At 67.9% G+C, this 20,170-nt stretch carries 20 protein-coding genes and 3 tRNA genes; 15 read left to right on the top strand and 8 right to left on the bottom strand.

Annotated elements, in window-relative coordinates; all coding sequences use genetic code 11:
- Positions 1 to 164: 164 nt before the first annotated feature.
- The gene (locus NBG84_RS24450; protein ID WP_250921731.1) at positions 165 to 608 is read right to left on the bottom strand and encodes an SSI family serine proteinase inhibitor; all 444 of its coding nucleotides are present in this window, start codon (positions 606 to 608) and stop codon (positions 165 to 167) included.
- Positions 609 to 980: 372 nt separating this feature from the next.
- On the opposite strand from NBG84_RS24450, the gene NBG84_RS24445 reads away from it, so the two are divergent.
- Positions 981 to 1,074, top strand: a tRNA-Ser gene (locus NBG84_RS24445).
- Positions 1,075 to 1,308: 234 nt separating this feature from the next.
- A tRNA-Arg gene (locus NBG84_RS24440) sits at positions 1,309 to 1,381 on the top strand.
- A 117-nt stretch (positions 1,382 to 1,498) separates the two neighbouring features.
- On the opposite strand, the gene NBG84_RS24435 is transcribed toward NBG84_RS24440, so the two are convergent.
- Together NBG84_RS24435 and NBG84_RS24430 are read right to left on the bottom strand one after the other, a co-directional pair.
- Positions 1,499 to 2,044, bottom strand: a complete 546-nt coding sequence (locus NBG84_RS24435; RefSeq protein ID WP_250921730.1) for a DUF1877 family protein — start codon at positions 2,042 to 2,044, stop codon at positions 1,499 to 1,501.
- Positions 2,034 to 3,389, bottom strand: a complete 1,356-nt coding sequence (locus tag NBG84_RS24430; RefSeq protein ID WP_285367595.1) for an MFS transporter — start codon at positions 3,387 to 3,389, stop codon at positions 2,034 to 2,036. Before NBG84_RS24430 ends, NBG84_RS24435 begins: the two co-directional genes overlap by 11 nt.
- 250 nt (positions 3,390 to 3,639) lie before the next feature.
- Here NBG84_RS24430 and NBG84_RS24425 point away from each other — a divergent pair, with 250 nt between their 5' ends.
- Positions 3,640 to 4,275 (top strand): TetR/AcrR family transcriptional regulator, encoded by a 636-nt coding sequence (locus NBG84_RS24425; RefSeq protein WP_250921729.1) that lies wholly within the window; start codon positions 3,640 to 3,642, stop codon positions 4,273 to 4,275.
- Here NBG84_RS24425 and NBG84_RS24420 read toward each other — a convergent pair.
- On the bottom strand, positions 4,229 to 5,206 hold the full coding sequence (locus NBG84_RS24420) for a helix-turn-helix domain-containing protein (protein ID WP_250921728.1): 978 nt from the start codon (positions 5,204 to 5,206) through the stop codon (positions 4,229 to 4,231). The two genes, NBG84_RS24425 and NBG84_RS24420, sit on opposite strands and share 47 nt — an antisense overlap.
- Positions 5,207 to 6,086: 880 nt before the next feature.
- Between NBG84_RS24420 and NBG84_RS24415 the strand changes: the two genes are divergently transcribed.
- The 5 genes from NBG84_RS24415 to NBG84_RS24395 all read left to right on the top strand — a co-directional run bounded on the left by NBG84_RS24415 (position 6,087) and on the right by NBG84_RS24395 (position 12,685).
- Entirely contained in the window at positions 6,087 to 8,387 is a 2,301-nt protein-coding gene (locus tag NBG84_RS24415) for a glycosyl hydrolase family 18 protein (RefSeq protein WP_250921727.1), read from the top strand.
- Positions 8,388 to 8,576: 189 nt separating this feature from the next.
- The gene (locus tag NBG84_RS24410) at positions 8,577 to 9,317 is read left to right on the top strand and encodes an HNH endonuclease family protein (protein ID WP_250921726.1); all 741 of its coding nucleotides are present in this window, start codon (positions 8,577 to 8,579) and stop codon (positions 9,315 to 9,317) included.
- Positions 9,318 to 9,430: 113 nt separating this feature from the next.
- Positions 9,431 to 9,637, top strand: a complete 207-nt coding sequence (locus NBG84_RS24405; protein WP_250921725.1) for a hypothetical protein — start codon at positions 9,431 to 9,433, stop codon at positions 9,635 to 9,637.
- Between the two features lie 732 nt (positions 9,638 to 10,369).
- On the top strand, positions 10,370 to 10,984 hold the full coding sequence (locus NBG84_RS24400) for an HhH-GPD-type base excision DNA repair protein (RefSeq protein WP_250921724.1): 615 nt from the start codon (positions 10,370 to 10,372) through the stop codon (positions 10,982 to 10,984).
- 144 nt (positions 10,985 to 11,128) lie between these two features.
- A complete protein-coding gene (locus NBG84_RS24395; RefSeq protein ID WP_250921723.1) occupies positions 11,129 to 12,685 on the top strand; it encodes a M28 family metallopeptidase in 1,557 nt (518 codons plus the stop codon).
- Here the strand turns inward: NBG84_RS24395 and NBG84_RS24390 are convergent.
- The gene (locus tag NBG84_RS24390; protein ID WP_250921722.1) at positions 12,574 to 13,428 is read right to left on the bottom strand and encodes a helicase HerA-like domain-containing protein; all 855 of its coding nucleotides are present in this window, start codon (positions 13,426 to 13,428) and stop codon (positions 12,574 to 12,576) included. The genes NBG84_RS24395 and NBG84_RS24390 overlap by 112 nt on opposite strands.
- A gap of 38 nt (positions 13,429 to 13,466) precedes the next feature.
- On the opposite strand from NBG84_RS24390, the gene NBG84_RS24385 reads away from it, so the two are divergent.
- The gene (locus tag NBG84_RS24385) at positions 13,467 to 13,763 is read left to right on the top strand and encodes a type II toxin-antitoxin system VapB family antitoxin (RefSeq protein ID WP_250921721.1); all 297 of its coding nucleotides are present in this window, start codon (positions 13,467 to 13,469) and stop codon (positions 13,761 to 13,763) included.
- Between the two features lie 139 nt (positions 13,764 to 13,902).
- Positions 13,903 to 14,529 carry a LytR C-terminal domain-containing protein gene (locus NBG84_RS24380; RefSeq protein ID WP_250921720.1) on the top strand — a complete coding sequence of 209 codons (627 nt, stop codon included), beginning with the start codon at positions 13,903 to 13,905 and terminating at the stop codon, positions 14,527 to 14,529.
- A gap of 179 nt (positions 14,530 to 14,708) precedes the next feature.
- On the opposite strand, the gene upp is transcribed toward NBG84_RS24380, so the two are convergent.
- Positions 14,709 to 15,344, bottom strand: a complete 636-nt coding sequence (gene upp, locus NBG84_RS24375; RefSeq protein ID WP_250921719.1) for a uracil phosphoribosyltransferase — start codon at positions 15,342 to 15,344, stop codon at positions 14,709 to 14,711.
- 85 nt (positions 15,345 to 15,429) lie between these two features.
- Here upp and NBG84_RS24370 point away from each other — a divergent pair, with 85 nt between their 5' ends.
- From NBG84_RS24370 to NBG84_RS24355, 4 genes are all read left to right on the top strand, one after another.
- On the top strand, positions 15,430 to 15,678 hold the full coding sequence (locus tag NBG84_RS24370; protein ID WP_250921718.1) for a hypothetical protein: 249 nt from the start codon (positions 15,430 to 15,432) through the stop codon (positions 15,676 to 15,678).
- 546 nt (positions 15,679 to 16,224) lie between these two features.
- A complete protein-coding gene (locus NBG84_RS24365; protein ID WP_250921717.1) occupies positions 16,225 to 16,764 on the top strand; it encodes a tRNA adenosine deaminase-associated protein in 540 nt (179 codons plus the stop codon).
- 53 nt (positions 16,765 to 16,817) lie between these two features.
- Positions 16,818 to 17,246: a tRNA adenosine(34) deaminase TadA gene (gene tadA / locus NBG84_RS24360; RefSeq protein WP_250921716.1), complete on the top strand. Its 429-nt coding sequence runs from the start codon at positions 16,818 to 16,820 to the stop codon at positions 17,244 to 17,246.
- Between the two features lie 144 nt (positions 17,247 to 17,390).
- Positions 17,391 to 17,475 (top strand) — tRNA-Ser (locus tag NBG84_RS24355).
- Positions 17,476 to 17,541: 66 nt separating this feature from the next.
- On the opposite strand, the gene NBG84_RS24350 is transcribed toward NBG84_RS24355, so the two are convergent.
- Complete coding sequence (locus NBG84_RS24350) at positions 17,542 to 17,754, bottom strand: hypothetical protein (RefSeq protein WP_250921715.1); 213 nt, start codon at positions 17,752 to 17,754, stop codon at positions 17,542 to 17,544.
- A gap of 56 nt (positions 17,755 to 17,810) precedes the next feature.
- Between NBG84_RS24350 and NBG84_RS24345 the strand changes: the two genes are divergently transcribed.
- The gene (locus NBG84_RS24345; protein ID WP_250921714.1) at positions 17,811 to 18,476 is read left to right on the top strand and encodes a histone deacetylase; all 666 of its coding nucleotides are present in this window, start codon (positions 17,811 to 17,813) and stop codon (positions 18,474 to 18,476) included.
- A gap of 337 nt (positions 18,477 to 18,813) precedes the next feature.
- Here the strand turns inward: NBG84_RS24345 and NBG84_RS24340 are convergent, their stop codons facing one another.
- Positions 18,814 to 20,100, bottom strand: a complete 1,287-nt coding sequence (locus NBG84_RS24340) for an MFS transporter (protein ID WP_250921713.1) — start codon at positions 20,098 to 20,100, stop codon at positions 18,814 to 18,816.
- Positions 20,101 to 20,170 lie beyond the last annotated feature (70 nt).

The following is a 20,170-nucleotide window of genomic DNA, read 5'->3' as shown; positions in this document are numbered from 1 at the left end:
TCCTCCCTGACCTACAGCGTGTGTAAGGGACAGCCAGTTCCCATCTTGCTCTCTGGGCTCAACCTGTCACTGGAGGGAGTCTAAAGGCAGCAGATGAGAGCGGGACGGTGGATCGGGGGGAGGCGTGCTTGAGGTTTCGTGTATATGCCGTGACCTCGGCACTCTCACCTGGTGCTGGGCAGTACGGGTTCCATGGTTCGCCAGCGAGAGATCTCACACCCGTCCGTGCGGCTGAACACGGCATCAACCGGGTTACCCCGCCAGGTTCCGGTCACCCGAGCGGTGGCGGGGCCACCGGACTGCTGGGTGCACATCTGCCCTTCGGGGACCGGAGCGAAGGGGTCGCTGCCGTCTTGACCAAGCTCATCCAACCGGGTGCAGGCGCGCTCGGCGGCGGGGTGCGTCCCGCCGGCAGGGTCGCACTTCAGCTCATACCGGCCATCCGCGCGGGTGTTGCCCGTCTCGGAGACGACCACGGTGAGCCGGTCCAGCTCCGGAGCCGAGAACAGCGGCAGCGGAAAGGGCAGGGTGGTGGCCCCGGCGACGGGTACGGCGGCGACTAGCGCGGCGGCGGAGGCGGTCGCGGTGAGGATGAGGCGGCGCAGCATGGACGCTCCTGGAAGTCGGTCGAGGGGCGGTGTCCGCGATGATCCGCACCGACATCGGCGATGGGCCACTGCCCGGACACCGATCCCAGCGAGGGTCCTCGCGCGGGTCCCTCGCGCGACCTTCCGCGCACGGTCCCCGGCCCGAGGCGGGTGCCCCGGCGTCCCCAACGCTTCTAACGCTCGGCACGCCCGGGCGTTGCGCAACCGGACCGCGGCCAATCGTGAACAGCCATCCACCCCGTCTTCGGCCATCCGACATCCAGCGCTTTGCCCTGCGGCACGCACGCCTAGTACCGTGGTCAGCGATTGGTGACACCGCACTCGTCTGTGTCATCATCTGCACACCACTCGCGCGCTATGGGCGGGTGTGCTGGAGGCGTCGCCTAGTCCGGTCTATGGCGCCGCACTGCTAATGCGGTTTGGGTCTTAAAACCCATCGAGGGTTCAAATCCCTCCGCCTCCGCCAGCTTGATCGTCGAAGCCCCGACCCTGTGGTCGGGGCTTCGACGTTTCCCGCGACGGGCCTTCAGCCCCCGCCTCCGACTCTTCGCCGCAGGCTTGGTTCGAGTGGTCGCGACACCCTTGATCAAGGTATTTCCGCAGGTCAGGTGCGGTTTGCTTAACGGATTTCACCTGGCGGCGCAGGTCATGTAATGTTGTTCTCGCAACGCCGACCGGCCCAAAAAGACCGGAACGCTAAGCACTCGTAGCTTAACGGATAGAGCATCTGACTACGGATCAGAAGGTTGCAGGTTCGAATCCTGCCGAGTGCACAGCAGGCCAGGGGCCCCATCGAGAAGATCGATGGGGCCCCTGGTGTTTCTTGTGCCGGCGGTGGTTGACGGCAATGTCTCAGCCGGAGCCGATCAGCCGCCATGCTTCCGCCCCGGTTATGCGTCGGCGGTGAACAGGACCGCCCTGTCCGTGGCCGACGCCAGTGCGAAGAGGTCGCGTACCTCCGTCAGGGATTCCCACATCCAGCGCAGCTCTCCTCGCAGGCCCAGTTGGGAGAGCCTTTCCCGTAGCCACGCTTCCTCGACCTCGGCCAGGGCGCCAGATGTCTGGCGCACCTGTTCGGGGGTCACCAGGCGGGTGAGGTAGCGCTGGCCGTTCGTCAGGGGGCGGCCGCCCAGGATGGCGTAGGAGAGGGGGGAGGGGCCGGTCAGCAGGCTGTGGTGGAGGGGTCTCCAGGTCTTGTCGGTGTCCGCCAGCCAGGGGCGTTCCCACTCCTCCTCGATCTTCTCCAGATAGGAGATGACCTCGGTCTCCTCCGACCGTTCCAAGCGGCGGGCTTCCTCCGCCAGGATCGCGAAGTGGCGGCCGAGGCCAGTCACCCTGAGCTCCCTCCGGCTGCCGCGGGACAGGGAGGCTTCGTCCAGGATCGCCAGGCAGAGTTCCCTGATCAGCAGGTCCGTACCGCGGCCCTCAGTGGACATGCGGGCCCCCGCTCAGTTGGGGCTTTCCACGGGGAACCAGAGCGAGGCAGAGGGCCGCGCTGACCCCGGCCACCACGGCGAGCAGGGTGTAGGCGTCCGTGAACCCCGCCGAGGTGCCGCCGGTGATGCCGGTCGCGGCCACCGTCGAGACCACCGCCACTCCGACTGAACCGCCCACCTCGTGGAAGGTGTTGACCACCCCTGACGCGAGTCCGGCCTCAGCGTGGCCCACCATCGCCAGCGCCGTCGTGGTCGCGGTCACGAACACCGCGCCGACCCCGAGTGAGGCGACCGCCAGCCCCGGCAGCAGCGTGAGGTACACGCTCGTATCCTGCGAGACCAGGGTCAGGGACGCGCTCCCCGCCGCCGCGAGCGCCATCGCGCCCACCGCACACGCCCGGCTGCCGATCCTGCCGACGAGACGGGAGCCGAGGTGGGCCCCCAGCCCCACGGCCACCGCCACCGGGAGGAAGACCAGGCCCGTTTCCAGCGGACCGAAGCCGCGCGCGTGCTGGAGGTAGACCGAGCTGAGGAAGAAGTACGCGATCAGCAGCGCCGTCGCGACCAGCATCAGAAACGATCCGGCCACCACCGGGCGGCGGGTCAGCATCCGAAGATCCATCAGGGGCTCGGGGGTCGATCGCTCGACCACCGCGAAACCGCCGTACATCGCCACGGCGCCGATCAGCGCCAGGAGCGTCAGCGGATCGCTCCACCCGCTGTCGCCCGCTCTGACCAGGCCGTAGATCAGCGACCCGGTTGCCGCCGTGACCAGTACCGCGCCCGGGACGTCCAGCCGGGCCGGCCGGGGGGCGCGGGCCGGGACCAGGGCGGGGAGGGCGACCAGCAGAGCGAGACCGATGGGGACATTGATGTAGAAGACCCACGGCCATCCCGGCCCCGCGGTCAGGGCCCCACCCAGCAGTACACCCGCCGCCGAGCCGGTGCCGCCGATGGCCGCCCAGGCGCCGAGGGCCTTGTTGCGTTCGGCGCCGTGGAAGCTGGTCGTCACGATGGCCAGCGCGGCCGGAGAGAGCAGGGCCGCCCCCACTCCCTGGGCAATCCGGCCACCGATCAGCGTCGGGGCGTTCTCGGCGAGACCGGTGACCAAGGACGCGGCGGTGAAGACGATCAGCCCCGCGAGCAGGGTGCGACGGGCGCCGAGGGCGTCGGCGAGCCGGCCTCCGAGCAGCATCAGTCCGCCGAAGCAGAGGGTGTACGCGGTCACCACCCAGGTGAGGGTGGCTCGATCGAGACGGAGATCGGCGGCCATATCGGGCAGCGCCACATTCACCACGGTCACATCGAGCACCAGCATGAACTGCGCGACACAGATGAGTGCCAGGGCTGCCCAGCGGCGCGGGTTCGTCGGGGGAGGCTCCTGGCCGGGGTGGTGATCGTGATCGTGGTGATGCTCTTCCCCGTGGTGTTCCTCGTGGGCGGGGGCGTGGGACACGGCTGCTCCAAATCCGGCGGGGCTCGTCGTGGGCACCCCGCCTCCTTGCGATGCCCCACTGGGAGGCGACAAGTGAACCGTACAGTTCAGTACAGATGAACTCAACAGTTCAGTTCAGATGTGGATTAGGCTCCTGCCCATGAGCGTGGACAAGCAGGCGCCCGGCGGCCCTCGCGCCGAACGCAAACGAGAGGCCATCGTCCGGGCCGCCCGTGACCTCTTCCTCCGCGATGGATTCGGCGTGGGCATGGACGCCATCGCTACCGAGGCGGGGGTTTCCAAGGTCACCGTCTACAACCACTTCGGCAGCAAGGAAGCGCTCTTCACCGCCGTCGTCGCCGGCGCGCTCGATGAGCCCCTACAGCGGGATTCAGCCGCCCCGCTCGCCCGGCTCGCCGACGCCGAAGACCTCCGGCCGGCGTTTGTCGAAGCCGCTCGCGCCTGGATCGACGCGGTACGCAATGACCGCGAGGTCGCTGCCCTGCACACACTGGTCGCCGCCGAACTGCATCGCTTCCCCGAACTGGGGCGAGCCTGGCACCGGGACAGCCCCAGCGGTCACCACCCCGTCGTCGCGGACGCCCTGCGAGCCCTGGCCGACCAGGGCCGGCTGGTCATTCCCGATCTGGAGGTCGCGACCCTCCAGCTGTACGCACTCCTGGTCCACCCGCACATGGTGTTCGGCCACTACGGCACGATCATGGACGACGATCTCACCGAGCGGCTGCTCACCAGTGGTGTGGATATGTTCCTCGGTCACTACAGCCCGCGGTGATCACCCCGCGGTGGGCTGCCCGAAGCCCCGCCTGGAAGCGGGTTCGCGCCCCCAGAACGTCCATGATCCTGCGCATCCGTCGCTCGACCGTCCGCTGCGCCACCCCAAGACGGCGCGCGATGGCCTGATCCGTGAGCCCGGAGGCCGACAGGGTCAGTAAGTGTGCGTCTTCGGCGGACAGTTCATCGGTCGGCCGGCTCCTCTCGGGCCACAGCGGCAGGGAACGCTCCCACAGCAGCCCGTGCAGGGCCACCAGCCCATCGAGTAGCGCCGAGGGGTGCAGAACGAGCGCATCGCCGGACGGGTCCAACGCGACGAGCGCGATCCGACGGTCCGCGATCACCAGATTCAGCGGTACATCGTCCAGTGTCCGACTCTCCTCGCACCGGGCGGGTCGCTCCACCGCCCGGTGGTCATGGACCGTTCGGCGGCGTACCTCTCCCTGAGCCCGTTCGAACGGTACGGCGTACGGAGGTCGGTCCAGTACGAGTAGTTCCTCCTGGGCCGACCGCTGGATCAAGGCCACCTTTCGGGCCACCCGTTCCCGCCCGCTGAGCAGATGGAGCGCGGGTCCTTCGTCGGCCCGCCGCGCTGCCAACCGGAACTCATCGCCGAGCACCGCCGCCGCCAACCGCGCCCGCTCGATCTCCTCCCGGCGCTGAAGCGCCAGCACCTCGACCACCGCATCCGGAGGCGCGGGGCTGAATCGCAACGGACGGCCAGTGAGGCGGGTGAGCATCTCGCGCTGTTCCAGCGAGCGGATGCGGCGGCGGACTCGGGCCGTCTCCCACCCGGTGGCGGCGGCCAGTTCGGCGACCGTTGCCCGGGGACGAATCAACAGGGCCCGGTAGAGGTGTTCGTCATCAGCGGGGATGCCCAGAGCTGTCAGTCGCCGATCCGGAACGCCGACCATGTCCGCGCTGCGCGTCACTGCGCCTCCTGAGGCCGTTGGGGTGCTGGCCGATGGGGTACTGACGGTAGGGCGGCCAACCGGGACAGGTACAGACCTCTGTCAGCCCTGGGATGGGAGAGGGGCCCGCGAAGGGGGCTTCTCCAGCGAAAAGAGATACGGCAGGGGCTGTTGCCATAGGAGGCGATCACAGTGGGGCCGGAGGGAGAGCGGGGGTGTGGGAGTGGCGTGATGAGAGTGAATGGTCGATTTGGTGCAGATGTATCTCTGCCGGGCCTGACTGGCGGAAAGGCGACAGTGTCGGGTATCCGACGCCCGCACCCCTTCCGCTTTGGTCCATACCAAATACCGTCGAAGGTTGTCATGTACGCCGTGTCGGGCCTCCCCCCACCCGTCCACCCACGAGTTCCAACCGCGCGAAACTCACACCCGCCGAACTCACACCCGCCGAACTCACACCCGCCCCCCGAGCATCCGGCCCCCGAGCACCCGCCGAACTCACACCCGCCCACCGAGCACCCGCCCACCGAGTACCAGCTCATGAACTACCGGCTCTACGAGCACTCGCCGGATGAGCCCCGCGTGCCAAACCCCACCGCGCGCGCAACCGCTGGGAGAGCAACACCGCAAGAGCAACCGCTGGGAGAGCAACAACCGTACGAGAAGCAAGCCGACCGCCCACGCATAGGCACCGAGCGCTCCACCACGAGAAGCCCCGACGATTCCGCACGAGCCTCCGAGCCCCCCACGACTCCCCGCCCGAACGAGATCCGCCCGAACGAGACCAAGACCTGTGGGAACGAGGACCGAGACCCGCGGGAACGACACCCCCACAAGAACCGAGCGAGTACCCAGCACGGACTGAGCACGGCCACACACCCCTACCCCCTCAGGGAGAGCCATGTTCAACCGACGCAAAATCACCCCTAGACGCACTTGGCACAGAGTCGTCGCCCTCCTCGCCGTACTGCTGCTTCCGCTGGCCACCCTCACTGGCCTTGCCTCTCCAGCCCAGGCGGCCGGCACCCTCACCGCGAGCTTCACCACGCAGAACCACGGCTCCTGGTGGCGTGGCTCGTTCATCATCCGCAACAGCGCAGCCACCCCCGTCACCGGCTGGACCCTGGCCTTCGACCTCCCGGCGGGCACCACGCTCGGCGGTCACTACCACGGCGATGCGACGGTCAGCGGCAACCGCGTCACCGTCAAGAACGCCTACTACAACGCGACCGTGCCCGCCAACGGGACCACTGAGCCCTGGAGTTACTGGTTCCTGGCCACCGGCCCGGTCTTCACCCCGACCAACTGCACCGTCAACGGCGACAAGTGTGATGGCACCCCCGATGTGCCACCCACCGCACCGGGCGCCCCGACAGCTACCTCGGTGACCGCCCGTACCGTCTCACTGAGCTGGCCCGCGGGCAACGCAGGCGACTATCCGATCGCCTCGTACGATGTCATCAGCAATGGTGTGACCGTGGCCACCACCGCAACGCTCAACGCGACCGTGCAGGGACTGACTCCGGCGACGAGCTACACCTTCACCATCCGGGGCAAGGACAGCCGTGGCAATGTAGGCGCGCTCAGTCCACCCCTGACCGTGCGGACGGTGGACCCGGCGAGCGATCCGACCCCGCCGACCGCTCCCGGCAATCTGCGCTCCACCGGGAAAACGGCCTCCAGCGTGAGCCTTGCCTGGAACGCATCGACCGACAATGTGGCCGTGGCCGCGTATGACGTCTTCCAGGGAACGACCCTGGTCAAGACGGTGCCCACGACCTCAACGACCGTGACCGGGCTGTCACCGGCGATCGCCTATGTCTTCACCGTCAAGGCACGGGACACCGCGGACAACTCGTCCCCCGCCTCCAACACCCTCTCCGTCACCACCGATGACGTCGCAGGGCCCGGCAACTACTACAAGGTCGGCTACTTCATCCAGTGGGGCCTCTACGGGCGCCAGTACTTCATCAAGAACCTCGACACCTCGGGGGCCGCGGCCAAACTGGATGTCATCAACTACGCCTTCGAGAACGTCGACCCGGTGAACCTCACCTGCCAGGCCGGCGTCACCAAGGGCATCTCCGGCAATCCCCAGGACCCGAACGAAGGCACCGGAGCCGGTGACGCGGACGCGGACTACGGCCGTCCCATCTCGGCCGCACAGTCGGTGGACGGTGTCGCCGATGACGGCTGGGGCAAGCTCCGCGGCAACTTCAACCAGATCAAGAAGCTCAAGGCCAAGCACCCCCATCTGAAGTTCGTGGTCTCACTGGGTGGGTGGACCTTCTCCAAGTACTTCGCCGACGCGGCGGCGACCCCCGCCTCCCGGGAGAAGTTCGTCAGGTCCTGTGTCGACGTCTGGATCAAGGGCAATCTGCCGGTCTACAACGGCGCGGGCGGTCCGGGGACCGGAGCCGGCGTCTTCGACGGCATCGACATCGACTGGGAGTGGCCCGGGTCCGAGGGACACGCGGGCAACCACTGGGGCCCGGCCGACAAGGACAATCTGACCGCGCTGCTGGCGGAGTTCCGCAAGCAGTTGGACGCGACCGGCGGCGAACACAAGCTGCTGACCGCGTTCACCCCCGCCGACCCGGCGAAGATCCAGGCAGGCTGGGACATCTCCAAGATCTTCAACTCTCTGGACTTCGCCAACGTCCAGGGGTACGACTTCCACGGCGCGGGCAGCGACAACTCCTGGGAGCCCCTGCGCGCCGGCCACCAGGCCAATCTGCGCCGCGACGCCCAGGACCCGTACACCTTCGACTTCAGTATCGAGCGGGCGATCCAGACCTATCTCGACGCGGGAGTGAGCCCACGGAAGTTGACGATCGGCTTCCCGTTCTATGGGCGAGGTTGGAAAGAAGTCGCGAGCGGTCCCACCGGAGTGAACGGAGAGTGGCAGACGGCCAACGGCGCCGCAGCGGGGCAGTTCCCCGAAGAGGCCGGTACCAGGGGTTACCACAACCTGCTGACCAGCTTGCCGAACATGACCATCTACCACGACGAGCAGTCCGTATCCACCTATGGCTACACCGGAAACGGCGGGCAGTGGTGGAGCTTCGACGACGCCTGGTCCATCGGGAAGAAGGCCGAGTGGGTCAGATCGAAGGGGCTGCTGGGGGCGATGGTTTGGGAGATGTCCGGCGACACCCCGAACGGAACGCTGATGAACGCCCTGCATACGGGGCTGCCTTAGGAGTACCCGTCGGTTCGGAGAACGCAAGGACAGCGAACCGACTGAGTAGTTGAGCTGAGGCGGGGGCGGTAGTCAGAAACGACGCCGCCCCCGTTTCCCGTTGCCGAGTGACCGGGAATCGCCGCTCATCTGAGTGGATTAGTCGCGGAAGTTCCGGCGAACAGGTGATTGTTAGCTATAAGTCAGTTTATGAACAAGCGCATTGGACGAGTGCTGACCACACTCAGTCTGGCCATCATTCCCCTCGTCCCTGGCCTGCCCATCGGCCCCGGCCTTCCCGGAATCCCTGGCACCTCTGGCATCTCCGTCATCCCCTTCACCGGCGCCCAGCCCGCCTATGCCGCGTCCGCGGAGGTGGCCCAACTGGAAGACGCCATCTCGATCATCCCGACGATGGACGAGAACCGCGGCGGCTATGTGAGCACCGCCTTCCGGCACTGGAGCAAGGGCAAGGACACGGCGGACGCCTGCACCGCCCGTGAGGAGGTGCTCATCGCGGAGGCGGCCGACGCTCCCGATGTCAGCGCCGACTGCAAGCTGACCGGCGGTCGTTGGATCTCGCACTACGACGATCAGTCGGTGACCAAACTGGCCAGCCTGGCGGTGGACCATGTCGTGCCGCTCGCGGAGGCATGGGGCTCGGGGGCTTCCGAGTGGACCCCCAAGCGGCGTGAGGCGTTCGCCAACGATCAGGACGCCTCGGGGACCCTGGCCACGGTGACCGCTCGTAGCAAGCGGGAGAGGGCCGACCGGGACCTCGGCGGTTGGCTTCCCGCCGCACCCGCCCAGCAGTGCCGGTACATCGCGGACTGGGTGGCGACCAAACTCCGCTGGGGCCTCACCACCGACAAGGAAGAACTTGAGGTGCTGAAGCTGTTCGCCGACGGCCCGTGCGAGACCACCGTTATTTACTACACCCGTGTGCCTTGATAGCCCACACGGGTGAATGAACCGCTGGATGGGTTGGGGGCCGTGACCTTCCAGTGGGTCAGGTGGATACACCGTTCGACGATGTACATAACGAACAGGTGGACGAAATAGACATGAGGTTCAAAATCTCCCTTACGGTGCTGGGTGCGACAGCCCTGGCGTCGATGCTCCCGGCGACCGTCGCGAGCGCGGACGAGACCAACGTCAACTCCCACAACGGCCACCGGGTGTCGCTCATCCAGACCGGGCAGATCGACGATCCGCTGGAGGACGTCCTGGAGCACGCGGCGATCCTCGGCACGACCTATGTCTTCGACTGACTCGGGAGCACGCGCACCCCACCCGTCTGTCCCGCCAAGCAGCTGACCACCACTTCCCCTGTGCAGGTCGGTGTCGCCAGTCCATCGCGGGCCGGAACCGGTGGGTGGGGTTCGGCCGAGGGGCCGGTGACCGGAACCCCTGGCCGGGCGGCGGCGCTCGTACGGGCCCGGGGGCTCGCGACGCGAGACGGTCCGGGACTCCGGGAGACAGCCCGGCGCGGCGACGCACGGTAACTCTACTGGCGACGCACAGTGACCCCGGTCCGCAACGCGCAGCGACCGCAATGTGCTGGACGTACCGAACGCTCCGGGCCAGGCATACGGTGACCGATCGGCTACGCCGGGCCAGGCATCGGCGGATTCCACGGTGCCCTCCCCGCAGGCCGGCTCCACAGCGGGTCCGGGGTGCGGGTACCTGGGGCCGGGCTCCATGGCGTGGCTCGCGCCTGGTGGTAGCCACGGGCCCGGCGCCATGGCCTCCCTGGCTGGGCGCCCGGTGATCCCACCGGCCCATCCACCTGCCTCGGGGCCCTTTCCCTGCCTCGGGGCCCTTTCCCTTCCACGGGAGGATGGGGCCCTGGGGCCCTCCAGCAGGCCTCCAGCGGCCCTCAGGTGTCCGTTCGGCCCCGAGGATCGGCCGCCCCCGGTCGTCCGAGGGGCCCGGCGCCGTTGCCGGGTCACCTCGCCCCGTGTTCACTGGCGGCCAGGCCCGGGCCGGGTGATCATCGAGCTATGAGCCCCAACAGCCCCAAGGGCACCACCATCCATCTTGCGCAGCAGCCCGACGCCGATGAGCTGCTCGGACGCAGTCCGCTCGCCGCGCTCGTCGGGATGCTGCTCGATCAACAGGTCCCGATGGAGTGGGCGTTCTCCGGTCCGTACACCATCGCCAGCCGTATGGGTGGTGATGACCTCGACGCCGCCGAGATCGCGACCTATGACCCGGAGGCCTTCGCGGAACTGCTCAAGCAGAAGCCCGCCGTCCATCGCTACCCCAGCAGTATGGCCAAGCGGGTGCAGGTGCTCTGCCAGTACCTCGTCGATGAGTACGGGGGAGATCCGAGCGCCGTGTGGCGTGACGTGGACAGTGGGGCCGACCTGTTGGCCCGGTTGAAGGCGCTGCCCGGTTTCGGCGAACAGAAAGCCAAGATCTTCCTGGCTCTGCTGGGCAAGCAGTACGGGGTACAGCCACAAGGGTGGCGTGAAGCCGCTGGTGCATATGGCGAAAAGGACTCCTTTCGCTCCGCGGCGGATATTACGGGACCTGAATCACTGGCCAAGGTGCGCGCCCACAAGCAGGAAATGAAGCAGGCCGCGAAAGATGCGAAATCCGCCAAGGGTGGCTGACATTAACTGTTTTTACAGCAGTTGTCGGACTCCGGCGCATGGCGATGAGATGAAATTCGACGTGAGTTGGGGCACAAGCATTCCCAGATACCCGGCATTGTCGCTAGCTTCCCTTCGACCCTGTCCATTCCGGGAAGGAACTCTGTGAAGGCATCCCGTCGCAGAGCCGTGGCCACTCTGGCTGCCGCCACACTCGCGACCCCGCTCCTGCTGGCATCCGCCTCTCCCTCCGCTGCCGATCGCCACAATCCGGGCGACCGGGCGGCGCAGAAGGCCGCGAAGCTGGCAAAGAAACTGGTGGCCAAGTCGGACGTCGATGACGCCCATGACCACCTGAAGAAATTCCAGCGGATAGCCGACTCCGCCGGCGGCCATCGCGTCGCCGGCAGTCTTGGCTATGACGCTTCCGCCGCATATGTCTACCAGCAGCTGAAGAAGTACGGCTATAACGTCCGTTACGAGCCTTTCAGCTTCAGCTACACCGAAACCCTCGCCGAGAAGCTTTCGGTGGTTTCGCCCACACCGCGTGATATTTCCATCAGGGCCATGACGTATACGAAGTCCACCCCGGTGGGCGGAGTCAAGGCCGATCTGGTCGCTGTCCCGGTGGACGCCACCACCGGCTGTGAGGCCACCGACTACGCTTCCGGAACCTTCACCGGGAAGATCGCGCTGATCAAGCGCGGTGGCTGCACCTTCGCCGAGAAGCAGGCGGCGGCGGGGGCCGCCGGCGCGGCCGGCGCCATCATCTACAACAACACCGCGGGAGCCCTGGGCGGCACCCTCGGTGATTCCGCAGCGGGGAAGATCCCGACCGGTGGAGTCACCCAGGCCGACGGCGAGAAGCTGGTCGCCGATCTCGGGGCCGGACCGGTGAACGTCTCCTTCGAGATCCGTCAGATCCAGGAGACGCGGACCACCAACAACGTCATCGCGGAGACCCGCGGCGGCAACGCGGCCGACACCGTGGTGCTCGGCTCGCACCTCGACTCCGTGATCGAGGGCCCCGGCATCAACGACAACGGCTCCGGTTCAGCCGGTCTGCTGGAGGTCGCCGAGCAGCTGGCCAAGGCGGAGAAGCGACCCACCAACAAGATCCGCTTCGCCTGGTGGGGCGCCGAGGAGAGCGGACTGCTCGGCTCGAAGGCGTACGTCGCAGGCTTGAGCTCCCTCGGCAAGAAGGAGATCAAGCTCTATCTGAACTTCGACATGATCGCCTCGCCGAACTACGGCCTGTTCGTGTACGACGGTGACAACTCCGACGGTGTCGGCGCGGGCCCCGGCCCGGAGGGCTCGGCTCAGCTGGAGCGGGACATCAACGAGTTCCTCGACAAGCGGGGCACTCCGCACGAGGGCACGGACTTCAGCGGCCGTTCGGACTACGGCCCGTTCATCGAGGTCGGCATCCCGTCGGGCGGTACCTTCACGGGTGCCGAGGGCGTCAAGTCGGCGGAGCAGGCGGCGAAGTTCGGCGGTACGGCCGGGCTGGCGTACGACCCGAACTACCACGCCAAGGGCGATGACATCAACAACATCAGCCTGAAGGCCTTCAAGGTCAACATCGGCATCATCGCCAACGCCGTGGGCACCTACGCCCACGACCTCAGCTCCCTGAAGAAGCCGGTGGTCTCGGTTCCGACGACCCCGGGCACGGGCAGCGGTGGCGGACTGCACGACGGCCATGAGGAAGTGACCGAGTAGCACCACCCGCTGGGACGCTCCGGCCCCGTTCGGCACAGGTCATATGCCGGGCGGGGCCGGAGCCGGTCCGGAGGCGGTCCGCAGGCGTACTGACCGGGCGTCACGAGGGCGGCGCAGCCCTCAGTGGCCCCAGGGACCTCCCGGCCCAGGCCCCGCGCATCCCAGCGCACCAGGGCGGTGGTCCGTTGGCGGGCACGGGCGACGGTCCGGCGTGCGCCGGCGACCGATCCGTTCGCGGGCGCCGCAGCGGTGGACCGTACCCGGCCCGTGCTCGGTGGGAGATCGCGTACGAGACGGCCGGCGAGACCCCGACTACCCAAGGGGGAAGGGGACACTCCGCCAGTGCGCTCCTGCACCCGCCCCTCGGGGAGACCATGCGCCGAGATCCCCGAGGCAGTGCCCTGATGTCGGCGAGTACGTTGGCGAGGAAGACGCAACCCCGGCGCTGACAGCCGTTCGGCGAACAACTGGAGGGCCTTGCGCCCGCCCGTACCGGGGGCGCCGGCGATCAGGCCGTGTCCATCGCACAGGGCGAGGTCGATCGCGCACGGCGAGCGGAGTTCGGATCGGGGTTTCGGCGAGACATCTCCCGTCCCCGAGTCGGGCGTCCAGAACGGTTGCCGCACCGGAGAACGCGTACCCCGAGGCGATGTTCTGCGCGAGATGGGCCGTGCTCTCGCCCATAAGGCACCCCTGATTCTCCGGCCTTGGGCGTTTTGCCCAAGATCGCACTCGGTCGTCATGGCTGCGCCCGGAGCCCCTTGCCCGGTAGGCTTTCCGTGTGATCTTCAAGCGCATCGGAAACGGCCGGCCTTACCCCGACCATGGCCGGGAAAGTACCCGGGCATGGGCGGATGTCGCACCGCGCCCGGTCCGCCTCGATCAGCTCGTCACCACCAAGGGGCAGCTGGATCTCGAAACGTTGCTCGCCGAGGACTCCACGTTCTACGGCGACCTCTTCGCGCATGTCGTGAAGTGGCAGGGCGACCTCTATCTGGAGGACGGACTGCACCGCGCCGTTCGCGCGGCACTCCAGCAGCGTCAGGTTCTGCACGCCCGGGTGCTTGAGCTGGGCTGAGCCGGTCCGGTGCGGGCAGGTGCCCGGAGTGGCGCCTGCGACCGTTGGCTGACCCTTTCGGGCTCTTTCGGGGACCTTACGGACCCAAACGGTTGATCATTTTGTACGCTCGGACGCTGGGTCGCATTACGCTGCCCCCATGAGCATGCTGACTCCTCCCGGCATGGGCGGAAAGTACCGCATCACGGGCGACAGGTATCCCCGAATGCGACGCCCCCGCAATCGCCGCAGGTTGGTCGTGGCGGCCATTGCCGCGGTGGCCGCCCTCGGGCTGGCCGGATGGGGAACGGTCCAGCTCATCGATGTGTTCACCGACGACGGCGATACCAGGACGACCGCCGCCCGCAAGACGGACTGCAAGCCGGTCCCCGGGGCCTCGGCCCGGCCCGTGGTGACACTCAAACCGGCTCAGATCACGGTCAATGTCTACAACGCCACACCGCGCGGCGGCCTGGCCAAGGCCGCGGCCGATGAGCTGAAGAAACGGGGCTTCACCATCGGCAAGGTGGGCAACGCCACAGCGGCGTACGACAAGAAGGTGCTGAACACGGGGCTGTTGCTGGGGTCGCCCACCGCGGTCAACGGTTCGCTCCAGGTGCTGGGCACTCAGGTGAAGGGGGCGATGGCGAAGGCCGACGCCCGTAAGACGGCCGATGTCGACCTCATCCTCGGTACCGCCTTCACCACGCTGCTGCCGAAGCCGACCGCGGATGCCGCACTCGCGGCACTGGCCAAACCGGTCCCCGCGCCCTCGGGCAAGTGCTGACGGCTCGTTCGATACGGCTGCGCACACGGCTCTGCCCCGGACCGCTGGCTCACGCCAGGGCCGGGGCAGAGCCGTATCGGTGACGCGGGGCATCCGCCGTAGCCGACAGGGCGCGACGGCTGCCGCGCCCTACGCCCTCACCGGGGGCGGTTGACGGCGCCGGGTCTCATCAGCGGTGGTCAGTCGGCCGTTCCATACATACGGTCACCCGCATCGCCCAGGCCGGGAACGATGTAACCCTGCTCATTGAGCCGCTCGTCCACCGACGCCGTGACGACCGTCACCGGTGCGCCCGCGAGTTCGCGCTCCATCACCTCGACACCCTCGGGCGCCGCCAGCAGCACCACCGCGGTCACATCGTCGGCACCGCGCTTGATCAGCTCATTGATCGCCGCGACGAGTGTCCCGCCGGTCGCCAGCATGGGATCCAGAACATAGACCTGCCGGCCCGAGAGGTCCTCCGGCATCCGGGTGGCGTACGTCGACGCCTCCAGGGTCTCCTCATCGCGGATCATCCCGAGGAAACCCACCTCGGCGGTCGGCAGCAGCCGCACCATTCCATCGAGCATGCCCAGGCCCGCGCGGAGGATCGGCACGACCAGCGGGCGCGGGTGCGAGAGCTTGACGCCCGTGGTCCGCGTCACCGGGGTTTCGATGTCCACCTGCTCGGTGCGGACGTCCCTGGTCGCCTCGTAGGCGAGCAGGGTGACCAGCTCATCAGCGAGCCGCCGAAAGGTCGGGGAATCGGTGCGCCGGTCGCGCAGTGTGGTGAGTTTGTGCGCCACCAGCGGGTGGTCGACGACATGAATCCGCATGTCACCAACAGTAGCCCGGTTCGCATCAAGGGCGGTTTCGGAGGGAAGGTGGAGGCAGACGTCCAGCCATGGGGTGGTGTGGTCGATGCCGGAACCGGAACATCCGGAACGCGAGCGCGAGTGGCGCGCCCGAGCGGGAACGGAGGGCAGGGAGCCCGAGGACACCAGGAAGTACGAGGGTGAGACCGAGAACGACGCGGAGCGCAGAAGGCGGCGGGCGCACTTCCTGCGCGAACTGAACGAGGCCAAGGCGCTGCGTGATCGGGTCCAGCCACGACGCGCCCGGGCAGCACGGATGCGGCAGCAGATGCGTATGCGAACGTTCCGCTGGTAGCCGATCGCCTGCTTCGCGGGCTCCTGGAGCTCCCGGCCCCTGTCTCCGTCCTCTTGATCGGCCGCGGGCCGCGCTGGCGCCCTGACCGCGGCGGTTCTCGATCCCCTGCCCCTTGAGGGCCGGCTTCGCCCCTTCGCCCTAAGACCTCGTGTCCGCTCATAGGGTGATCTCCCAGCACCGCGCCTGCCGGCGCGGTGTGGGCGCTCGGGTGATGGATCGTCGGGTGGCGCACTCATGGAGCGGCCCTGCCTGTACGGGGCGTCAGTCTTCTTTCCCGGCCGCTCCCACGTGCGCTTTTGTGACGGTTGAGGGAAGCCGGTGACGACCGCGGGGCGGTCTTCGCCAACACCCCCGCAACACCCCGATGAGCGCGCTCTCACAGCACTGGGCACGGGTTACCCCAACAGGCCCAGTTGAGAACTGATGGCCGACTCAACGACGGAAGACCTCTCGCAAAGCTCCGGTTTCTGCCACGATTCCGAGTGAGCGGGGCACGCAACAGCGCTCCGCCCAATCGTCACACCTCTGATCAGTGGGAGAGTCACGGTGTACTTCGCCGCACTGCTCGCGCGCACTCATGACGGGTGGGAAGCGAGCGACACAGAGCTCGACGATGTGGAGACCCTGTCCGATCTGGCCGATCTGGCCCGCGAGGCCTCGGTGGACGAGGACACGGTGCTCCTCTTCATCGAGCAGGAGGACGCCTGGTTCGGCGTCGTTCGGGTGGAGGGCGAGGACGACCCTCGCATCTTCGTCTCGGACGCGGCGTCGGCCGCCCGCTCCTCCTATGGAGAAATCCTCACCAATGAACTGCTCGGCAGGGACAAAGACGACCCGGCCGATGACCTCGACGCACTGGACCTCGACGGTACCGAGGACGGGGAGCCCGACGACCGCGACACCGATGACGGTGACGCCGAGCCCCCGGTGGCGGCCGACGCCGTGCCGCCCGGGCCGGTAGGTGACCGGGACATCCTGTCGGACCTCGGCCTCTCGGATAAGGAGCTGCTGGCACTGGAGACGGATGCGATGCCGGAGATCGCGGACGCCCTGGGCGTCGCCGATGTGCTGGAGACCGTCCGGTAGTGACGGGAACAGCATCTGAACGGGACCTCGTACAGGGTCCCTGGGAGGCGCCCATGCGCCTCGCCCTGGCGGAAGCGGAGCGGGCGGCGCGGTCCGGCGATGTGCCGGTCGGCGCCGTCGTGCTCGACCAGGGCGGTGAACTCCTGGCCGTTGGGCACAACGAACGCGAGCTGACGGGCGACCCGACCGCCCATGCCGAGGTGCTGGCGATCCGCCGAGCGGCCGAGCGGCTGGGCGGCTGGCGACTGACGGACTGCACCTTGGTCGTCACATTGGAGCCCTGCACGATGTGCGCGGGTGCCGTCGTGCAGTCCCGTGTCGATCGGGTCGTCTACGGTGCGAGGGACGAGAAAGCGGGCGCGGCCGGGTCGCTCTGGGACGTCCTGCGCGACCGGCGCCTCAACCATCGCCCCGAGGTGATCACCGGCGTACTGGCGGAGGCCTGCGCACAGCAGCTGACCACGTTCTTCCGCGACCGTTGACGTCCACGGGGAGTCCACCGGTGGACTCCCCACGGACTTCTCCTCCGGGCCGGTGCACAGATCGGCCACCCGCCCAGGCCGGTCCCCGCACCAGTTGGGATATGGATTTCTGCGCACGGGCCACCTTGGGCTAAGCTCTCTCCCGGTAGCGTGTCCGAGCGGCCGAAGGAGCTCGCCTCGAAAGCGAGTGTGGCGCAAGTCACCGAGGGTTCAAATCCCTCCGCTACCGCTGGTGAACGAAGGGGCGGACCTCATGAGGTCCGCCCCTCGCTCGTTCTCCATCTCAATTTCCGTCTCAATCGGCCGGTACGAGGGCCCCAGCGAGTCCGTGGTCATCGTCCGGGCCGGTCGTGTCCGCCTGCCGGATCAGACCGTCGACCTGTTCAGCGAGGCCCGTTCGGACGGTGCCGACCATGTGCCGATCCGAGACCGTGTCGACAGCGCCGGTCGCGGTCCACACCAGGACCGGGTACGACAAGGACGACAGGCCCCTGAGGGCGATGGTCACGATTCCTCCAGGCCACCGCCATGTCATCCGATACGACGTCTTCGCGGAGTGACTACGTGAGCACCGTCCACCGCCTGGGTGCAGTTCCCAGCTCCCCAGACCCATCAGGCCTGGTCTGGTACGCGTCCTACGGGTCCAACACGGACCCGGACCGACTCCGGTACTACATCGTCGGCGGTCAGCCTTCCGGAGCGGCAAGGACCTACCCCGGCTGCCGTGACAGCAGCCCGCCTCGGCGCTCCGTCGCGATCGAGGTTCCAGGGTTGCTGTATTTCGCGACCGAGTCACCTGTCTGGACCGGAGGCAGGGCGTTCTACGACCCCGATGCCGACGGCGTCCTGTGGGCGCGTGCGCATCTCGTCACCGCCGAACAGTTCGCCGACATCGCCGCACAGGAGATGTATGAGGCCCCCGGTAGAGACCTTGACCTCAACTCCGTGCTCGCGGAGGGAAGGGTCGCTCTGGGGCCGGGGCGCTACGAAACGTTGGTGTGCCCCGGCTCCCTGGGCGGGATTCCCGTGGTGACCTTCACCGCTCCTTGGCGGTGCCGGGACGTCGCCGTCACCAGGCCGTCGTCCGCGTATCTGCGGCATCTGGCCCTCGGTCTTCTCTCATCCCACGCATGGGAGGAGACAGCGGTTGCCCACTACCTTGCGCAGGCCCCGGGAGTAGCCGGTGAATGGACACCGAGCGAGATGGAGACATTGATCGCGGCTGACTGATCCAGCGTCCCAGTCTCCGTCTCCGTCTCGTTCGCCTGCGTTCACGGCTGTTCGCACCCGTACGCGCACCACCGCGACAGCGGGACGGCGTACGGAGATGAACGACTGCGAACAGCGCCGCATCGCGCACTGACCAGCGGGAACAGGCCTCGAAAGGCGGTGTGGCGCAAGTCAGCGAGGGTTCACATCCCTCCGCTACCGCTTTCTGCACCCTTCTGAACTGCGGAAACGACATTCAAGGGGGACCCAGCCGATGGTCGGACGCGGACGCGTTGGCGTGAGCCCAGCCGTCCTTGCTTGAGAAGAGCCCTTGAGAAGAGTCTTTGAGAAGAGTGCTTCAGGAGAGTTCAGGCTGCTTCTCGGTGTGTGCCGACGGCGTCGTGAGGGTCGCTCGGCGCAGGGCGGGGAAGGCGGCGGCGACGGTCAGGGCCGCGCCGACGCAGATCAGGCCGCCGGTGATGACGGCTGCGCGGGCGCTGGTGAGTTCGGCGAGGAAGCCGACGGCGGCGTTGCCGAGCGCGGGGGAGACCGTCGCCTGCACCAGCCAGAGGCTGCTGACCCGGCCTCGTAGCCCGTCCGGTGTGCCGTGTTGGAGAAGTGCGGAGCGCAGGGTTTCGGAGATCAGATCGCCGAGTCCGGCGAGGGCGAGGAAGACGAGCGCGAGCGGTAGACAGGAGCTCGCGCCGAAGCCGGTCAGCGAGACGCCCCACAGCAGTACGGCCCCGATCAGCGCGTGGCCGCCTGCGCGGGCGGTCCAGCCGCTGGTGGCGGCGCCGACCAGGGCGCCTAGCGCGGGGGCCGCGTACAGCAGGCCGACGACACCGGGCCCGCCGCCGAACTGCTGGTCCGCGAGGACGGGGTAGAGCGCCTGCGGCATGGTGAACACCATGGCGGCGGCATCGATGAGCAGCAGTGCGACGACGAGGCGCTTACCGCGGACGAAGCGCAGCCCGTCGGCGACTGAGGCGAACACCTGCCGGACGCCGTTGCTGGGGCCGTCGGCCTCCGCTGGGTTCGGCTTCTTCGGTGGCGGCAGCGGCCGTACGAAGAAGAGGACGGCGGAGAACACGAGGAACCCGGCCGCGTCGAGGGCGTAGCAGAAGGCCACTCCCGGTCCGGCTATGAGCAGGCCGCCGATGGCGGGACCCAGTAGTGCCGCGAACTGGGTGGAGGCCGCGGTCAACGCCCCCGCGGCGGCCAGGCGTTCGGTGCCGACGAGGGCGGGGATGGCGGCGAGCATGGCCGGTCCGCCGAGCCCGGCGAACAGACCGGTGAGGCCTGTCGCCCCGTAGATGACCCAGAGCCTGGGGTCCGGCAGTAGTGCGTTGACGGCGAGCGCGCCCGCGACGAGCGTCAGCGGGAGGCGGGTGACCAGCATCAGCGCCCGGCGGTCGAAGCGGTCCGCCAGAACGCCGCCGATCAGCAGGCCGACGATGAGTGGCAGCGCCCGCGCCAGGCTGACCAGACCGATCTGCGAGGGCGACCCCGTGGCGTCGTACACCTGCACGGCCACCGCCACGCTGGTCATCAGAGTGCCGAGCAGAGCCCCGAGGAAGCCGCAGTACAGCAGCCGGAAGTCACGGTTCTCGCGGAGGGGGGTGAAGTCCATGACGAGTCCGGCCATGCGCATTGATGTCTCCCGCGGCAGCTGTGGTGGGGAACAGGTGAGGGTCCCCTTACCGAGAGCACCTTGG

Origin of the sequence: Streptomyces albipurpureus, assembly GCF_023701525.1 — a bacterium.
Taxonomy (GTDB): domain Bacteria; phylum Actinomycetota; class Actinomycetes; order Streptomycetales; family Streptomycetaceae; genus Streptomyces; species Streptomyces albipurpureus.
This window is presented reverse-complemented; position numbering and strand designations above follow the sequence as displayed.